The sequence below is a fragment of the Flammeovirga agarivorans genome (assembly GCF_012641475.1).
GTDB lineage: Bacteria > Bacteroidota > Bacteroidia > Cytophagales > Flammeovirgaceae > Flammeovirga > Flammeovirga agarivorans.
The window spans coordinates 224012-239191 of record NZ_JABAIL010000002.1; the positions used below are offsets into that span (position 1 = coordinate 224012).

The following is a 15180-nucleotide window of genomic DNA, read 5'->3' on the forward strand; positions in this document are numbered from 1 at the left end:
ATGCTAAAATTAGAAGATGATTAAACACCAAATCTATAATTTACACCTGTCAATAAGAATTTACTATAATCAGATACGCCATATTCACCACGTATCATCCAATGTTTATTTATTTCATAATTTCCTCCGAACTGGAAAGTCCATTTCTTTATCAAATCTTTCTTGATTTGATATTGGATATCTAAATCACTAATGCTTTCGTAAGGAGTATCCTCCAACCTTTCATCAATTCTATCTTGCACCCGATCAATTACTCTTTTTTGAGCATCAGTTAAACCTTCATACCAATTGTTTAAACCATCTTCTAACCCTGGTAAAGCTTCACCAATAGTTAGACTACCGCTATTACCTTTATTATTTGTGAAGTTTCTATACATCACCCCTATATAAAAAGCCAATTTCGTCTTGTTCTTAAATTGAAATCGTCTACCCATTCTCATTGAAGAAGTAATCAAACCAACCCTTTGTGCCAATAATGCTGATTGTGAAGATGAATAATTAGCATCAACACTTACAAAGTACTTTTTTATAGCATAATGTAGCGTCATACCTCCACCAAAGGTTTGAGCGTTAAACACCACCTTTGAGCCAAACTCCGGGAAAGTAACATTCTCGAATTGAGGTTGTAAACTCACCTCAGTTCCCCCTTGAGAATATGAGAATAAGCCATACACATTTAAGAAAGGTAATGCGAATAAATCAGCTCTAATGTTCCCACCATTTGTAAAAGCTCTTGTTTTCTTAAAACCTAGAGTTTCTTCATTTAGGATATCATCCATCGGAATGCCTCCTATGCTCATACTGAATTGAGTAATATCAAGATACATCTCATTAAAAACATAGTTTAGGCTCACCCCAGCAGAAAATGGAAAATCTATTCCTCGGTCTTGTACTTGTTGACCCCAAATAGGAAAAATATAAGGGTATTTCTTCTTTTCTACTGCTGTAGAATCAATTCCCTGGGCAAAAAGAAGACAAGATTGTATCGTAATAAAAAGTGTAGTGAAGAGAAGTCTCATATAGTTTGATAGAGTTAGAAAGTATACCCACAAGAATATCTGTAGGTAATCAATAGTTGAAGAATGGACGCTAAGTATCACAATAATCTGTAATACTATATCATAATAAAGTTAATCATCTGAATTAGATTAGTACAAAAAAACACTCAAAGATTTCTCCCTGAGTATTTTTTTCAATGAATTACTTCACTTTTTCAATATCATCTAAAGACCAAGATTTATAAAAATCTTTTGACGATGGCCCATATAACCTAAATAATAAAAAGAAGTCTTCTCCTGTTGGAATCCAATTTGACTCTAAACCTTTTGGTGGTTTTGGTCCAAAATAAATATCAACAGATCCATCTTTATTCTTTTTCAATTCATCAATCTGTCGAGAGGACAACCCTACTTTTTCAGCTCCTTGTATAAAGCCTTTTGTCTTCATACTGTATACAATAACTGACCAAAAATCTTTTACAGGAGTATCTTTAGGTACTCTTAATTTATAAGTGTCTTCACCATTAAGGAACATACCTGCTTTATCTCTTAAACCCGTCAGATAATATGTTCCTCCCCCCAAATATTTAGGTAGATAGGTGATATAAAAATAAGCACCTGCTCTTCCATCAATTAACACTTCATTGTCGGTCTCATAAGGAAAACCTAATTGTGGTTGACCTGATGTGAAATTCCATCTATACCAATTCGACTCTCCTGGCCATTGCTCTACTATCACTTTTCCGGGTGTTGTAAAAAGACTTTGCATATAATCATAAGCCAAAGCTAGACCTTCCTCCATTGCTTTCTTTTGTTTGTCTGAAGGATTAAATTCCTTTCCTTTTTCAATTCCTAAACTTTTTAGAATTCCCATCACGGCTTTATCCTGAGGTCGAACAGGATTATTTTGAATCACATCATTGATATCTTGGAAGAATGTGAAATCATAAACTGGCAAACAGTTATAACTTACATTAGTGGCATCTAAGTAGTTTGTTTCTTTTGGGTTTGATTCTTCAGATAATGGATAAATTTTAACCTGATGAGCATATTCTGCCGCATCTTTATCTGTTGCCCCATTATAAAGTCTTGGTCTAAAAGAAAAACCCACTCTATAAGTATCAACATATCTAATGATATACCCTTCTTGAGGTAATGCTCCCTTGTAATCATTAGCCACTAATAGGTATTTACCTCCTTCACCTTTATCTGCTCCAGCTGGACCTATATCCTCAATAGGTACTTGCCAAGCATTCAGAAACGAACCAAAATAACTAACTTTATCAGAAGCTGCAGGTACTTCAACTACCATTGGTCCATTTTCCAAAGCGATATTTCCCCATCCATATGCAGTTACGTCATTGGCTGTAAGGAATCCATGTTTTGAATCAAATGGTTTGGTCAAGTAAACCACATCATTCAGGTCTCCACCTAAATCTCTCCTAGTCGCTTTTTTGAAATCTACTAAACCTACAGCAGGCATTGCCCATATGGCTGCTTGTGAGGCCCTTTGCACCATAATTTGGTATTCTATATCTTTTTGTTGAGCATGAATACAATTGGCTATGATCATGAACCAAGAAGTAAATAACAGTAGTATATTCTTTTTCATCTTTTAATGTTTTGTAATTTTCATTAATCAATAAAACGAATTTCTACTTATCTGTTATTAATAAGTTTTGTTCGTGTTTTAGTAAATTCTATTCGTAATAAAAAAAGCCAGTACGAATACTGACTTCTTTAGCAACTTATATCTTACAGGCCAGAACAATCTTTGATTGCTCCATCCTTGGCCCAGATGATTATATCAAATTCTTCTGGTAGATTATCCGGATCATCATCAAAAGCTCTTAAAGCACTTCTCGTATGATCAATGGGGTGTTCAACATCATCATCATCCCCCAACATTTCCGATAATTCTCTTAGAGATATATAATAATTACTAGAATCTGGGTTCCAATGGATAAAGTCATCTACATCTACCGTTTCTCCTGAGGTTTCTCCTTCTTCAGATTGTTCTATCACATTACAATCTGAAGCGAACATATAGGACCAAGTTAAAGCTTCATCCTCATTAGAAGTAAATGACCAATCATAATCATCACTCTGATCAACTGTCGTTAACCCTACAGTGATATCATCTACATACATTGTGTCTACACCCACGCCTGGAGACGTTTCATATTCGTCTTCATATTTAGACACCATTCTCATCTTCTTGTTTTCTACATCAAAAAGAACTTGAACGTTAATAGGACCAATTGTAATTTCAGTGGATGAATTCGCTCCTTCTAAAGTAAATGTCTTTGATACATCTCCATCTGTAGCAAAATAAATTGATGTGGTTTCTTCTGGATTAACCACATCTCCGTTTTCATCTTCGTCACATGAATAGAATGCTAAGGTAGCACCAAGCATCAGTGCATACTTCCAACAGTTTTTCATAATTTAGGTTTTGAGTTAAAATTAGGTTCTAATAATCAAAAGGTTAGTACAATCTCATTAAATTGGTTAAAGTAAATTGGTAATAATTTTTAGCTTCACAATGGTAATTCTATTTCCATTTACAGTCAATTCTATTAACGATATTTCATTTTCAATCACAATAGATTCTTTATAAATGAAAAAAACACTTCATGATTTATCTCACAAAGTGTTTTTCTATTATTGACAAGGATTCGTTAAAACTCCCTCCTTTTGATATATCCGATCTACTGCCGTTGTTGCTCCTGGGAATAGATCAGAGAGTAAATCTAAAGTGATATAATACTTTTCTAAATCCGAATCCCATTGAATAGACTCAACACCTTCTACCCTTCTTCCAAAAGCTCTCGACTGATTGTCGATCTCCTGACACTCTACTCCCAAATCAGAGTCTTCTAAAGTAACTCTCCTCGTTATATTATCAGTATCTTCAACAATAAACGAATAGTCAAAGTCTGTATTCTGAGTAACAACAGACATTTGCACTTCCAATTCAATAATCATATTGGCAGATTCTCCGAAAACCTGAGCATCAGGTGGCAATGCAACATCTCCAGTAATTACAGATTTCAAACGTTGTTCGTTCGCCTGAAATAATAGCTGAACAGACATTAATGTTGTATCATAACCCGGTAAACCGACCATAATTTCCTCATCTGTTTCAAAGTATATATTATTAATTGATGAAGGGTCTACTACAGCATCTTTACAGGAAAATGAGATAAATAATAAGAGTATTGATAATAAAGTAGTGCTTAAAGTTTTCATAACAGATAGTTTTTTATTTAAAGCAATATACTTATTTCTTATTATTTGATTGTTACAACAATGTAATGTTTTGAAGGGTTTTTAAAGAAACTATAATTTGTAAATCCACATTATGGTATCACTTATTGAGCTACGACTAATCTACTTTTATGTTTTTGTTGTCGTCTTTTTTCAAATGCAAAGTAAAGGGTAAAACCAATAATTTGAATCGTATCTGAAATAATTACAGGTATAAAATTCATCCCTACTTCAGGTAAAGTAATCAAAGTATAAACTCCACCAGAGACCATATAAACTTTCTCTGCAATTGCATACAAAAGAGTCGTCTTTCTAATCTCTTTTTGTGATGCTGATAGAAAGATTAATACACCAATTCCAACAATCATTATTCCCCAATGGCCAATTACTGGAGCTAAACCATTTACTGATGATATATCCAATTTCAAAGTTAAAAGCGTTCCACTAACTGGCGATATCATAGATGGTAAAGGACCTAACAATGTTGCAACACCAGAGAAATGTAAGAAGAATTTCCAAAATTTAGCACTCATAATTTTATTATTTAAGGTTTGGATTATTTATTTTAATATCATGATTATCAATTTCTTGACATTACAAATATCATAGATATGCCAATCCATTTAGTTGAATAATCAATGCTAAAAGTTGAAACCTGTTATAATATTTACTACTTCTTCACAATTATGAATCATACCATCACCTCATTTCAGAAACATATTAAGGTACTTTCAGAACTTTTTTCAGCGAAATCAGAAAAGGAAAATTATCTGGATTTACAAGAAGGAGAGATTTACCACTACCAACATCAGGAAGGTATTTACAGCTTAATATTTAATGTTCTGAACTACCATAGGGGTAAGAATGCATTATTGGAGTTTTCTGAAGAATACAACATCGATTATATAGTCATATTCTTTTTAAAAGGTTTAAGCTTTACAACTTCAGATGATAATGAGCATAACATTGCGAATGCACATGGATTTGTAGTCATGAAAGCCGATTTTAATATTAATGTAGATTTTTTGCAAGGAAGAAACGCTCATCATATCTCATTTTTACTCTCCTCAGAAGCTATCAAAAAACAATTTGGGGAAAACGCATACCAGGCATTATCTAAATTATCATTCCACTTCTTTGATGAACATCATGATATAATACTCTTACGAAATGCATTGAGACAGACTTTTTCATACATATCTGAAGTAAAATATAAAGTTCAAGAAAACCTATCATTTGCTTTGTTAGGAATGGCACTTGAATATATCATAAGGAAAAGTGATTATCTAGATCACTCTAATCAAAAAATTATCGGTTCCAATAAAAATCTACTTAATAAAATAATTCAGGTTCAAAATAAAATAAGGACAATGCTTGATGAAAAACCTGATGTTTATGAATTATCAAAAGAGTTTAAATTGACCTCACATGAATTAGAAGAAAATTTTCAAATCATATTTGGGCATAGTATACCGGCATATCATCTCAAACAAAGAATTCAAAAAGGAAGAGATTTATTAGTTTCACAAGAAATGGGTGCTAAAGAAATTGCATATCACTTAGGGTTTTCTGATTTACCTCATTTTTCTAGGACTTTTAAGAAGGAATTTGGGTTGTCCCCTAGAGCTTATATGCAGCAATACTTATAAATAAAAACCACTTTTCACCAAATATGAAAAGTGGTCATTAAAGAAGAATTACGTATTCTGCAAAGCTAATTTTTGTCTATTTGTGTATCGTAACAGCATATATGCTAGAGGAACAATACTATACTCCATCAAAACATATAGAATTAATATTGGAGACGGAAGACCATCAGTAATCATACTAATGGTACGTCCTATTGCCAGTCCAAGACAAAAAATTGCTGTGACTATAATAGCGGCATTCGTATATCGCTCTTCAAATATTCCGTAAATAAAAAATCCCACCAACCCTAGATATAATCCAGAAACTGCCCGTAATATATGTGAGGCATCAGTAGGGATAACATGATTAAGTCCTAAAAAAGTATTGGCAAACCATTGTGGCATAATTCCATACAACAAGGCAATTATACTTAAAGTAAAAGCAAAGAAGGTAAGGTAAATCTTTTGTAGTTTCATTATTGTAATTTTTAAGTTGATAGCACAAAATTAATAACGGTTAACATCAAATAAATTGACGTGAGATAATTTAAGCCGACCAGTAAATAATTTACTGAGCGGCTTCATCATCGGAAATTAATTACTCTCCACAATGATGTAACAGGCTTTCTATCTCATTCCCATTTTGGTATAACTCTATCAACTCTGTTTTAATCTCAGTTCCCTCACATGAATTAATCACAAAAGTTCCTGCTGTACCTTCCACTTCAGGTGCTGTATAATAGAATGTACATACTTCTAAAGTATAAGTACATGTTCCCATTATCCTTCCTGTTTGTTTTCCTTCCCCATCTAATTCATATTCGCCAGACAGCTCTCTAAGATTACTTCTTAAAGCTTGATCGGCATCATGTAAATCAAAATTGAACTTGTATATCAATGTTGGGTAACCTCCTTCCGGAGATACTTCTTCATCTGTTGAGGAACATCCCCAAATTAAGATGGCAATGATTACATTTAATAGTAAAGTTAATTTCTTCATCTTCGTAGTTATTTATTCTATTTGTAATAATAAGCACCACAAAGATGTTAGTTGTCAAACTATTTAAAATTGATGTAGATCAAAAAAAGAGCTACAAAATTGCAGCTCTTTAGATATATAAATTATTCGTATTAGATAGTCTTTATTATTGGTGGTTGATACAATGCTCAACTATTTCTGTTTCAGTACCAAGTTTAACTACTTCACCAATTACAATAATTGCTGGAGGTCTGATACCTGCCTCATTGGCTTTATTGACAATATTACTTAGGTCTCCGATAACTACTTTTTGAGTAGGAAGTGAAATATCTTGTACTAATGCAATAGGTTCGTTTTCGTTTCTATACATAGTAAACAATTGGGAGATCAACTCTAATTTACCAACACCCATTAATACAACGATTGTTGCAGTAGATGCAGCAGCATGAGTTAAATCTTTTGATAAACCACCAGAACAAGTAGTTGCAGTCACTACCCAGAAGCTTTCATTAATTCCTCTTTTAGTAACTGGAATTCCTGCAAGAGTAGGCCCCGCTAATGAAGAAGAAATACCTGGAACAACCACACTGTTTATTCCTTTACTCTTTGCGAATTCAATTTCTTCTTGTCCTCTACCGAAAACAAATGAATCTCCACCTTTTAATCTTGTAACAGAACCATACTTATATGCCATTTCAACAATAAGCTCGTTTGTTTCTTCTTGTTTTAAGTAATGTGCTCCAGCTCTTTTACCTACAAATATTTTTTCAACATGTGAAGGAATAAATGCTAATACATCTTCTGATACTAAAGCATCATAAAGTACTACTTTACTCTCTTTGAGTAATCTTAATGCCTTAAGTGTCAATAACTCAGCATCTCCTGGTCCAGCTCCGATTAAGTAAAAAGTAGGTGTCATAAGTAAATTCTTTTAGTTAATTCATAATTCAAATCTACGTACTATTACTTAATTTTCAAAATAAATCATTGTCAACATAGATATTTGAAGTAAAATCAGATGTTTATATATACCTACACAAATATCATACTACTTATAATATATATAGAAATATATGGATACATACTTATTTATAATGATTCAAAACAAGATTAATTACGCATTTTTTTCATTTGAAATTTGACTTTTCAGTATTATTACGTAGTTTTACTTAAAATTTCACTTAAACGACATCAATTATGACAAAAATAGTAATCGTAGGGAACGGTATGGTCAGCTATAAGCTGTGCGAAAAGCTTGTAGAAAAAAATACTACCGCTTCTATCACTGTCATAGGCGAAGAACCGCGTCCTGCATACGATAGAGTACATCTTAGTGCATATTTTGAAGACGCGAATGCAGACAAACTATCTATGGCTTCAAGAGATTGGTACGAGGGAAATGGTATCGATCTTATTACTTCAGAAAAAGTCTCAAAAATTAATAGAGAAAAGAAGGAAATTACTACGCACAACAATAATACATTTGCGTATGACTACTTAGTATTAGCTACGGGTAGTGCTGCTTTTGTTCCTCCTATTAAAGGGGTAGACAAGAAAGGTGTATTTGTGTATAGAACTATTGAAGACCTAGAAATGATGATGGCTTATGGTAAAAAAGCTTCATCTGCTGCTGTATTAGGTGGAGGTTTATTAGGTCTTGAAGCTGCAAAAGCAGCATTAGACATGAACCTAAAAACTTCTGTTGTAGAGTTCGCTCCTAGATTAATGCCAAGACAAATCGACGAAGAAGGTGGAAACCTTTTAAAGCAAAAGATGGAAGATCTTGGTATTGAAATCTTATTAAATAAAGCAACTTCTCAGATCACTGGAGAAGGAACGATGACAGGGATGGAATTCTCAGACGACACTAAATTAGATGTCGATATGTTAATTATATCTGCTGGTATTCGACCAAGAGACGAATTAGGTAAAGAAGCAGGTCTTGAAGTTGCAGAGAGAGGTGGTTTTGTTGTTAACTCGTTAATGCAGACCAACGACCCATCTATTTTTGCAGTTGGAGAATGTGCTTCTCATAATAATATGATATATGGTTTAGTAGCACCTGGTTATGATATGGCCGAGGTAGTTGCTGAACAACTTGTACACAACACAGATGAATATCAGTTCGACGGATTTGATATGTCTACTAAATTAAAACTAATTGGTGTAGACGTTGCAAGTTTTGGTGATCCATTCTGTGATAATACTCCTCACTCTCCTATTTCAATTTCAGACACACAAGCTGGAATCTACAAAAGAATTAATGTGAGTGAAGACGGCAAAACATTGTTGGGTGGTATATTAATTGGCGACGCTGAAGACTACAATATGCTACACCAAATGTGTGTAAATGAGATGGCACTACCTCCTCATCCTGTAGATTTAATTGCCAAAGGAAGTGGAGATAGTGGTGCTGCGATTGGAGTAGATGCTTTACCAGACACTGCACAAGTATGTTCTTGTGAAAATGTTTCTAAAGGTGATGTTTGTTGTGCTATTAAAGACGATGGTGTTACTGACATCAATGGAATTAAGAAAGCAACAAAAGCAGGTACTGGTTGTGGCGGATGTTTACCAATGGTAAATAACATTCTTGAGGATACACTTAAGAAAATGGGCGCGACAATTAGAAAAGAAATCTGTGAGCACTTCCCATACAGTCGTCAAGAATTATTCGATCTAATCAAGGTCAACGAAATCAAAACATATAAAGAGTTATTAAATAAATATGGTCAAGGTTCAGGTTGCGAAACTTGTAAACCAGCCGTTGCCTCTTTATTGGCTTCAATTTGGAACGATTTAATCCTAAAAGAAGCTACGATCCAAGATACTAATGATCGATTCTTGGCTAACATCCAAAAGGGCGGTTCATATTCAGTTGTCCCAAGAATCGCTGGTGGTGAAATCACTCCTGATAAGCTTATTGCTATCGGTGAAGTAGCCAAAGAATTCGATCTTTATACAAAAATCACTGGTGGTCAACGTATTGACTTATTCGGAGCAACATTAAACGACTTACCATTAATCTGGGAAAAACTAATTGAAGCAGGTTTTGAAAGTGGTCACGCCTATGGTAAATCACTTCGTACTGTAAAAAGTTGTGTCGGTAGTACATGGTGTCGATTTGGTCTTCATGACTCAGTAGGTTTTGCTATTGAAATTGAAAACAGATACAAAGGTTTAAGATCTCCACATAAATTAAAAGGTGGTGTATCTGGTTGTATCCGTGAGTGTGCAGAAGCAAGAGGTAAAGACTTTGGTGTTATTGCTACAGAAAAAGGATGGAACCTATATGTTGGTGGTAATGGCGGTGCCAACCCTAAACATGCCATCTTATTAGCTGGAGATATCACTAAAGAAGAAGTCGTAAAATATATTGATAGATTCTTAATGTTCTACATCAAAACTGCAGAACCTTTACAAAGAACTGCTCCTTGGTTAGAAAAATTAGAAGGAGGCATCGATTACTTAAAGCAAGTAGTAGTAGAAGACTCTTTAGGAATTGGAGAACAACTAGAATCTGATATGGAGGTATTGATTGCCAATTACAGTTGTGAATGGAAAGAAGCAATCAACAATCCTAAAATCCGTAAACGTTTCGCTCACTTTAGCAACTCGGATCAAGACGATCCAACACAAAAGTTCAAAAGAGAGAGAGACCAAAGATTCCCTGTTGCTTGGTAATTGATACATCACAATTGGCTGTGTAAAAGCAGCCTATTAAAAAGATATTATTATGATTTTTGAAACAAATACAATAGAAGAAGTTAAAGTTTGGGTTAACGCAGGCCCAACTTCTGACTTCCCTGAAGATGGAGGTTCATCCATTTTTTATGAAGGTGAACAAATTGCAATTTTCAATTTCTCACATTTAAATAAATGGTTTGCTACTCAAAATCTTTGTCCCCACAAAAAGCAAATGATCCTTTCAAGAGGTATGCTTGGTACTGAAGGGGACACGCCTAAAGTTGCTTGCCCATATCACAAGAAAACTTTTTCTCTAGAGACTGGAGAGAATCTAAACGGATGCGAGGACTCTATTAAAACATTTCCCATAAAAATAGAGAACGATACAGTATTCGTAGGACTTTACGAGAAAAAATAGGTGAAAAGTAAATTGATTGAAAACACTTCCGAATGGAGGTGTTTTCTCTTATTTATAGGCTACATGTTTTTCGATTCAAATATAATGTATTTACAACGAGAAAGAAATCATCGCTTTTTCGAATAAAATAACCCAAATTACCCTTTGATATTAAAAAGACTATCATTCTATAATGTATTTCATTGTACTATTCTAATATTTTGAAAACATTTACAAACAAGCCCGTAAGTACTATCAACATTAAAATAACCCAATTATAAAAGCTATGAAGAAAATACAACACCTAATTCTACTACTTACATTACCTTGTTTATTTTTCGCTTGTGATACAGAAAACACATTAGATCCTTCAAATAGTGATGACACAAATACTGACATTACTGCTAATGAATATTTTGAAGCAACATGGAATATTAGTTCTGGAGGAGCAATTTCTAGTATGGCATTTACATCCGATGGATTAGCTACAGTCCAAGGAACAGCATCAAATTCTAGAACTTTAGTAGAACAAAAAGATTTACTTTTTTATGGCGGTTACACCGTACAATCAGATACAATTATTGATCTTGAAGGATATGGCACCATCAAAGTTTTAAATGTGGATGGAAACATAGAAATTGAACTTATTAAAGAAGATAACCCGGAAGAAAAAATAAGCTTATACGCCACACTAGACAACACTACTTATTCTGAAAAAACTGCTTTCTTATCCAATATCTGGAAAGATGAAGAAGGGTATTACGTATATTTCACAAAAGATGGTGCATTACTTACTAGTGATGGAAGCGGTATCTGGGAATGGATTGATGACAGTGAGGAAGCTTTAAAAGTTAAAATCGAAGATGATATTTATAGAGTAGATGTCGTTGAACTTACTGAAGAAAACTTTACAATTGAGTTAAACTTCGAAGAAAATGATTCTACATTTACTCAAACCATAAACATGACTAGAGCAGATTATGAAGAGTTTCTAGAGAATATGGAAGGATTTGGTGAAGATCACTCTTATGCTGTTCCTGCAGAAATGGCAGGCCATGGTACTTTCAGTATCGATGGAGAAGAAGTTTTCAAGATTCGAGGTGCTGCAGGTAGACAAAATGAAGTATTCGAAAATGATTCTTCAGGTAGATTCTTTGACTTGGTATTTATGGAAGACATTAGTGTTCTTGATGAATTGGAAGAGTACGAAGGAGATGATTTCATAGGAAATATGGTTTCTTTAGGAATCACAACTTCTGCAGATACTCCAAAAGAACTAGCTGGAGATTACAGTAAAGGTTCAGATTGGGAAGATAATGAGGATGCTACTACTGCCCCAGACTATGCTGTTCAATTTGCTGGTGCAACTACAGAAATTGATGGAGAGTTCACTTTATTCTTAAAAAATCATGATGATGAAGGACTAACCATTGATCGATTCAACATCTCAAAAGGAAAAGATAAAACGTATATCATTGATGCTGTTTACGAAGTAAACAAAGTAAGTCATGAAGACGATACTACAGGTGAAAAAGTGAAAGTTCATTTCCATTATGAAGGAAAGATTTTCTTTATCACAGACTAAAAAAAAGCGGAGAATGCTAACATTCTCCGCTTTTTTGTTTCCATAATTTTATTTTACTGTATATCCTTTTCCTTCCATACATGCAGAAAACGCTTTAGAGAAATTCTCTTTCGCTTCTGCATTTTGTGTTGCAGCAGCTTGATTATTTTGTTTTTGCTCAACTGCATCACCATATTTTTTTGCTCTTCTTCCTCTTAGACCGCCTGCAACAGCTCCAATAGCCGCACCTTTTCCTGCATCACCTGCAATAGCACCAATTGCAGCTCCTGCTGCTGCACCGCCTGCAGCTCCTACTACCATAGAACCGTCCGCAGAGGTATCTGCCTTTTTTGCTTGAACAACTGTTGGGTTTAATGGATCATAACCTGTTTGTTCAATGGCCCATTTATAACATGCCATTTCATCGGCATCCATTGTCGCTTGATCTTGATTATTCGATGGAAAAACATATAGACCAATACTTTTAGAAATAGATGTTGTTGGTACTGTATTTCCAGAAGAACTGTCCGAAGCACTAACAGTTTGAGATTCGGTACTAGAATTTTCTTCAATATTATAATTCGTTTGTGCAGATAACGAAACAGAAGTCAGTAATAATGCAACGATGATTATAAAGTGATTTTTCATGATAACTAATGATGATGTTTACTTAGAAATAATGTTTGATTTCATACTATCAAATAAACGGTCATTAATTTGTGATAACTATCAAATTGTGATTAATAAATATCAAATTTTAATCATAAGAATTATTACATTTTGAAAGCATTATTCAACGGAAGTGATTTTATTTGTAATAACATGTGCATTCTAAACTAACATTTAGCTTCATGACAAAACAAGATAGTTCTCAAAGTACCCTTACGTCCAAAATTGAAAAACTAAGTATCAATAAATTATGGTCTTTGTATTTTATTGCCATTACTGTAATCATTTTATTGATCACCTTTTCGCAGGTAATTAATTATTCTTTTTCAGAAAGGCAAAGCGTCGATGCTGATATAATCAATAAGGCAGGTCGACAAAGAATGCTAAGTCAGAAGATTACAAAATGTGTTCTTTTATTTCAATTAGATAAACAAGGTAGTTATAAGAAAGAATTATCCTTTGCCTTAAATGAATGGGAGTTATCTCATACTGAACTAGGTAGACACAATGATGAAATTCAGAACTCTATTGTTAAAGCTGAAGCTGATGAGCTATATAGTAAAATGCATACCTTTCAACAAAAGGTATTTGAAAATGCCCATAAACTACTAAATAATGAAACTGACTCAACATTAACTCAAGAAGTTTTAGATAATGAAGCGTACTATTTGATCTATATGGATCAGTTAGTAGGTGTATATTCTGACTACGCGAATCAAAAGTTAAATGTAGTACAAAATACTTCCCTCCTACTTTTCTTAATTACACTCACCATTTTATTCTTCGAATTAGCTTATGTATTTAGACCTACTGCTAGAAGAATTAAAAAAACTATCCAAGAACTCGAAAAAACAAAGAATATCAATCATGAAAAAATTCAAGAGGTTGACCAACTCTATCGATCTTTAGGTCAAGCGTATCAACATTTATCGGAATCGAAAGAAACGGATGAGAATCTACATGTCGTATTAGGAAAAGTAAATGATGAAGGAGACTTCATAGAAACTTCTGAGAACTTAATAGACATCCTGAAGATTGAAGAAAATGAAACACCAAGAAATATCTTCCATTGGTTAATTCCTGAAGGTTATAAAGAAGAAATGATTAGAGAGATCCTTGATTCTGCTTTAAATGAAGAAACTTGGATGGGCAATCTGAAAGTAACTGATGAGGATGGTGATTTTGTTTGGATAGAAATTATTATCACAAAAGTTCATAAGGACAAACCTGAAATACTCATTGTAGGGAGAGACACTACAGATCAAAAAGAGTCAGAAGAAAGATCAAAAGAGATTAATCAGGAAGAAATTGATAAACATATAGAAACCCAGAAGTCGAGATCTTTATTAATATTAAAGGGACAAGAAGAAGAAAGAGGTAGAATCTCTAAAGATATTCATGATGGCATTGGACAACTACTTACTGCATTAAAGTTTAGTTTAGAATCCATTAATCTAGCTCAAGCAAAATTATCTTCTCAAAAATTAAAGGAATCGAAAAAACTACTTAAGAATATTATCAGAGAAGTAAGAAGAGTATCCTTCAACCTCTCACCAAATACTTTAGGTGATTACGGCATTAATGCGGTATTAACTCGATTCGCATCCGAGACAAGTAGATTATCTGATGTAAATGTCACTTTTAATAATAAATCGGATTTTAATAAAAGGTTCGAGAGACATATTGAAACTAATATCTACAGAATCGTCCAGGAAGCGGTCAACAATGCTATCAAATACTCAAAAGCTGCACAAGTAGAAATAGATTTGATACATGATTTTGAAATGTTATATATCTCAATCAAGGACAATGGCGATGGCTTCGATACTGATAATATTGAAATTCATGGTGGTGGCAATGGACTACTAAACATGAAAGAAAGAGCCGGATTCGTTGGCGGTAGTATAGAGGTAACCTCTTCAATTGGAAAAGGTACTACGATCTCAGTAGAAGTACCTATTGAAGAAGTCTAAGTAATTTTTTTATAT

At 33.7% G+C, this 15180-nt stretch carries 14 protein-coding genes; 5 read left to right on the forward strand and 9 right to left on the reverse strand.

The genetic code is table 11. The features are described 5' to 3' along the window. Positions 1–20: 20 nt before the first annotated feature. The 5 genes from HGP29_RS05675 to HGP29_RS05695 all read right to left on the reverse strand — a co-directional run bounded on the left by HGP29_RS05675 (position 21) and on the right by HGP29_RS05695 (position 4801). On the reverse strand, positions 21–1019 hold the full coding sequence (locus HGP29_RS05675; RefSeq protein ID WP_168881400.1) for a hypothetical protein: 999 nt from the start codon (positions 1017–1019) through the stop codon (positions 21–23). Positions 1020–1200: 181 nt separating this feature from the next. Next, the gene (locus HGP29_RS05680; protein WP_168881401.1) at positions 1201–2610 is read right to left on the reverse strand and encodes a DUF1254 domain-containing protein; all 1410 of its coding nucleotides are present in this window, start codon (positions 2608–2610) and stop codon (positions 1201–1203) included. Between the two features lie 143 nt (positions 2611–2753). Next, a complete protein-coding gene (locus tag HGP29_RS05685; protein WP_168881402.1) occupies positions 2754–3443 on the reverse strand; it encodes a hypothetical protein in 690 nt (229 codons plus the stop codon). 219 nt (positions 3444–3662) lie between these two features. Further along, positions 3663–4250: a hypothetical protein gene (locus HGP29_RS05690; RefSeq protein ID WP_168881403.1), complete on the reverse strand. Its 588-nt coding sequence runs from the start codon at positions 4248–4250 to the stop codon at positions 3663–3665. Between the two features lie 122 nt (positions 4251–4372). Further along, complete coding sequence (locus HGP29_RS05695; protein ID WP_168881404.1) at positions 4373–4801, reverse strand: hypothetical protein; 429 nt, start codon at positions 4799–4801, stop codon at positions 4373–4375. Between the two features lie 153 nt (positions 4802–4954). On the opposite strand from HGP29_RS05695, the gene HGP29_RS05700 reads away from it, so the two are divergent. Beyond that, on the forward strand, positions 4955–5917 hold the full coding sequence (locus HGP29_RS05700; protein ID WP_168881405.1) for a helix-turn-helix domain-containing protein: 963 nt from the start codon (positions 4955–4957) through the stop codon (positions 5915–5917). A gap of 48 nt (positions 5918–5965) precedes the next feature. Here HGP29_RS05700 and HGP29_RS05705 read toward each other — a convergent pair whose 3' ends face one another. From HGP29_RS05705 to cobA, 3 genes are all read right to left on the reverse strand, one after another. Then, entirely contained in the window at positions 5966–6373 is a 408-nt protein-coding gene (locus HGP29_RS05705; protein ID WP_168881406.1) for a DUF4345 domain-containing protein, read from the reverse strand. 121 nt (positions 6374–6494) lie between these two features. After that, the gene (locus tag HGP29_RS05710) at positions 6495–6896 is read right to left on the reverse strand and encodes a hypothetical protein (protein WP_168881407.1); all 402 of its coding nucleotides are present in this window, start codon (positions 6894–6896) and stop codon (positions 6495–6497) included. Positions 6897–7041: 145 nt separating this feature from the next. Beyond that, positions 7042–7794, reverse strand: a complete 753-nt coding sequence (gene cobA / locus HGP29_RS05715; protein WP_168881408.1) for a uroporphyrinogen-III C-methyltransferase — start codon at positions 7792–7794, stop codon at positions 7042–7044. A gap of 278 nt (positions 7795–8072) precedes the next feature. Here cobA and nirB point away from each other — a divergent pair, with 278 nt between their 5' ends. From nirB to HGP29_RS05730, 3 genes are all read left to right on the forward strand, one after another. Then, positions 8073–10559: a nitrite reductase large subunit NirB gene (nirB, locus tag HGP29_RS05720; protein WP_168881409.1), complete on the forward strand. Its 2487-nt coding sequence runs from the start codon at positions 8073–8075 to the stop codon at positions 10557–10559. A 52-nt stretch (positions 10560–10611) separates the two neighbouring features. After that, positions 10612–10980 carry a nitrite reductase small subunit NirD gene (gene nirD, locus HGP29_RS05725; protein ID WP_168881410.1) on the forward strand — a complete coding sequence of 123 codons (369 nt, stop codon included), beginning with the start codon at positions 10612–10614 and terminating at the stop codon, positions 10978–10980. Between the two features lie 265 nt (positions 10981–11245). Then, complete coding sequence (locus HGP29_RS05730) at positions 11246–12544, forward strand: hypothetical protein (protein ID WP_168881411.1); 1299 nt, start codon at positions 11246–11248, stop codon at positions 12542–12544. 48 nt (positions 12545–12592) lie between these two features. On the opposite strand, the gene HGP29_RS05735 is transcribed toward HGP29_RS05730, so the two are convergent. Further along, positions 12593–13171, reverse strand: coding sequence for a YMGG-like glycine zipper-containing protein (locus tag HGP29_RS05735; protein WP_168881412.1), 579 nt, complete (start codon positions 13169–13171; stop codon positions 12593–12595). 203 nt (positions 13172–13374) lie between these two features. Between HGP29_RS05735 and HGP29_RS05740 the strand changes: the two genes are divergently transcribed. Continuing rightward, positions 13375–15165 (forward strand): sensor histidine kinase, encoded by a 1791-nt coding sequence (locus HGP29_RS05740; protein WP_168881413.1) that lies wholly within the window; start codon positions 13375–13377, stop codon positions 15163–15165. Positions 15166–15180 lie beyond the last annotated feature (15 nt).

Bases quoted from the DNA above. Each gene is read 5' to 3' on its own strand.
- HGP29_RS05690 (WP_168881403.1), bottom strand. From the start codon at position 4,250: ATGAAAACTTTAAGCACTACTTTATTATCAATACTCTTATTATTTATC.
- HGP29_RS05695 (WP_168881404.1), bottom strand. From the start codon at position 4,801: ATGAGTGCTAAATTTTGGAAATTCTTCTTACATTTCTCTGGTGTTGCA.
- HGP29_RS05730 (WP_168881411.1), top strand. From the start codon at position 11,246: ATGAAGAAAATACAACACCTAATTCTACTACTTACATTACCTTGTTTA.
- nirD (WP_168881410.1), top strand. From the start codon at position 10,612: ATGATTTTTGAAACAAATACAATAGAAGAAGTTAAAGTTTGGGTTAAC.
- nirB (WP_168881409.1), top strand. From the start codon at position 8,073: ATGACAAAAATAGTAATCGTAGGGAACGGTATGGTCAGCTATAAGCTG.
- HGP29_RS05680 (WP_168881401.1), bottom strand. From the start codon at position 2,610: ATGAAAAAGAATATACTACTGTTATTTACTTCTTGGTTCATGATCATA.
- HGP29_RS05675 (WP_168881400.1), bottom strand. From the start codon at position 1,019: ATGAGACTTCTCTTCACTACACTTTTTATTACGATACAATCTTGTCTT.
- cobA (WP_168881408.1), bottom strand. From the start codon at position 7,794: ATGACACCTACTTTTTACTTAATCGGAGCTGGACCAGGAGATGCTGAG.
- HGP29_RS05685 (WP_168881402.1), bottom strand. From the start codon at position 3,443: ATGAAAAACTGTTGGAAGTATGCACTGATGCTTGGTGCTACCTTAGCA.
- HGP29_RS05735 (WP_168881412.1), bottom strand. From the start codon at position 13,171: ATGAAAAATCACTTTATAATCATCGTTGCATTATTACTGACTTCTGTT.
- HGP29_RS05705 (WP_168881406.1), bottom strand. From the start codon at position 6,373: ATGAAACTACAAAAGATTTACCTTACCTTCTTTGCTTTTACTTTAAGT.
- HGP29_RS05710 (WP_168881407.1), bottom strand. From the start codon at position 6,896: ATGAAGAAATTAACTTTACTATTAAATGTAATCATTGCCATCTTAATT.
- HGP29_RS05700 (WP_168881405.1), top strand. From the start codon at position 4,955: ATGAATCATACCATCACCTCATTTCAGAAACATATTAAGGTACTTTCA.
- HGP29_RS05740 (WP_168881413.1), top strand. From the start codon at position 13,375: ATGACAAAACAAGATAGTTCTCAAAGTACCCTTACGTCCAAAATTGAA.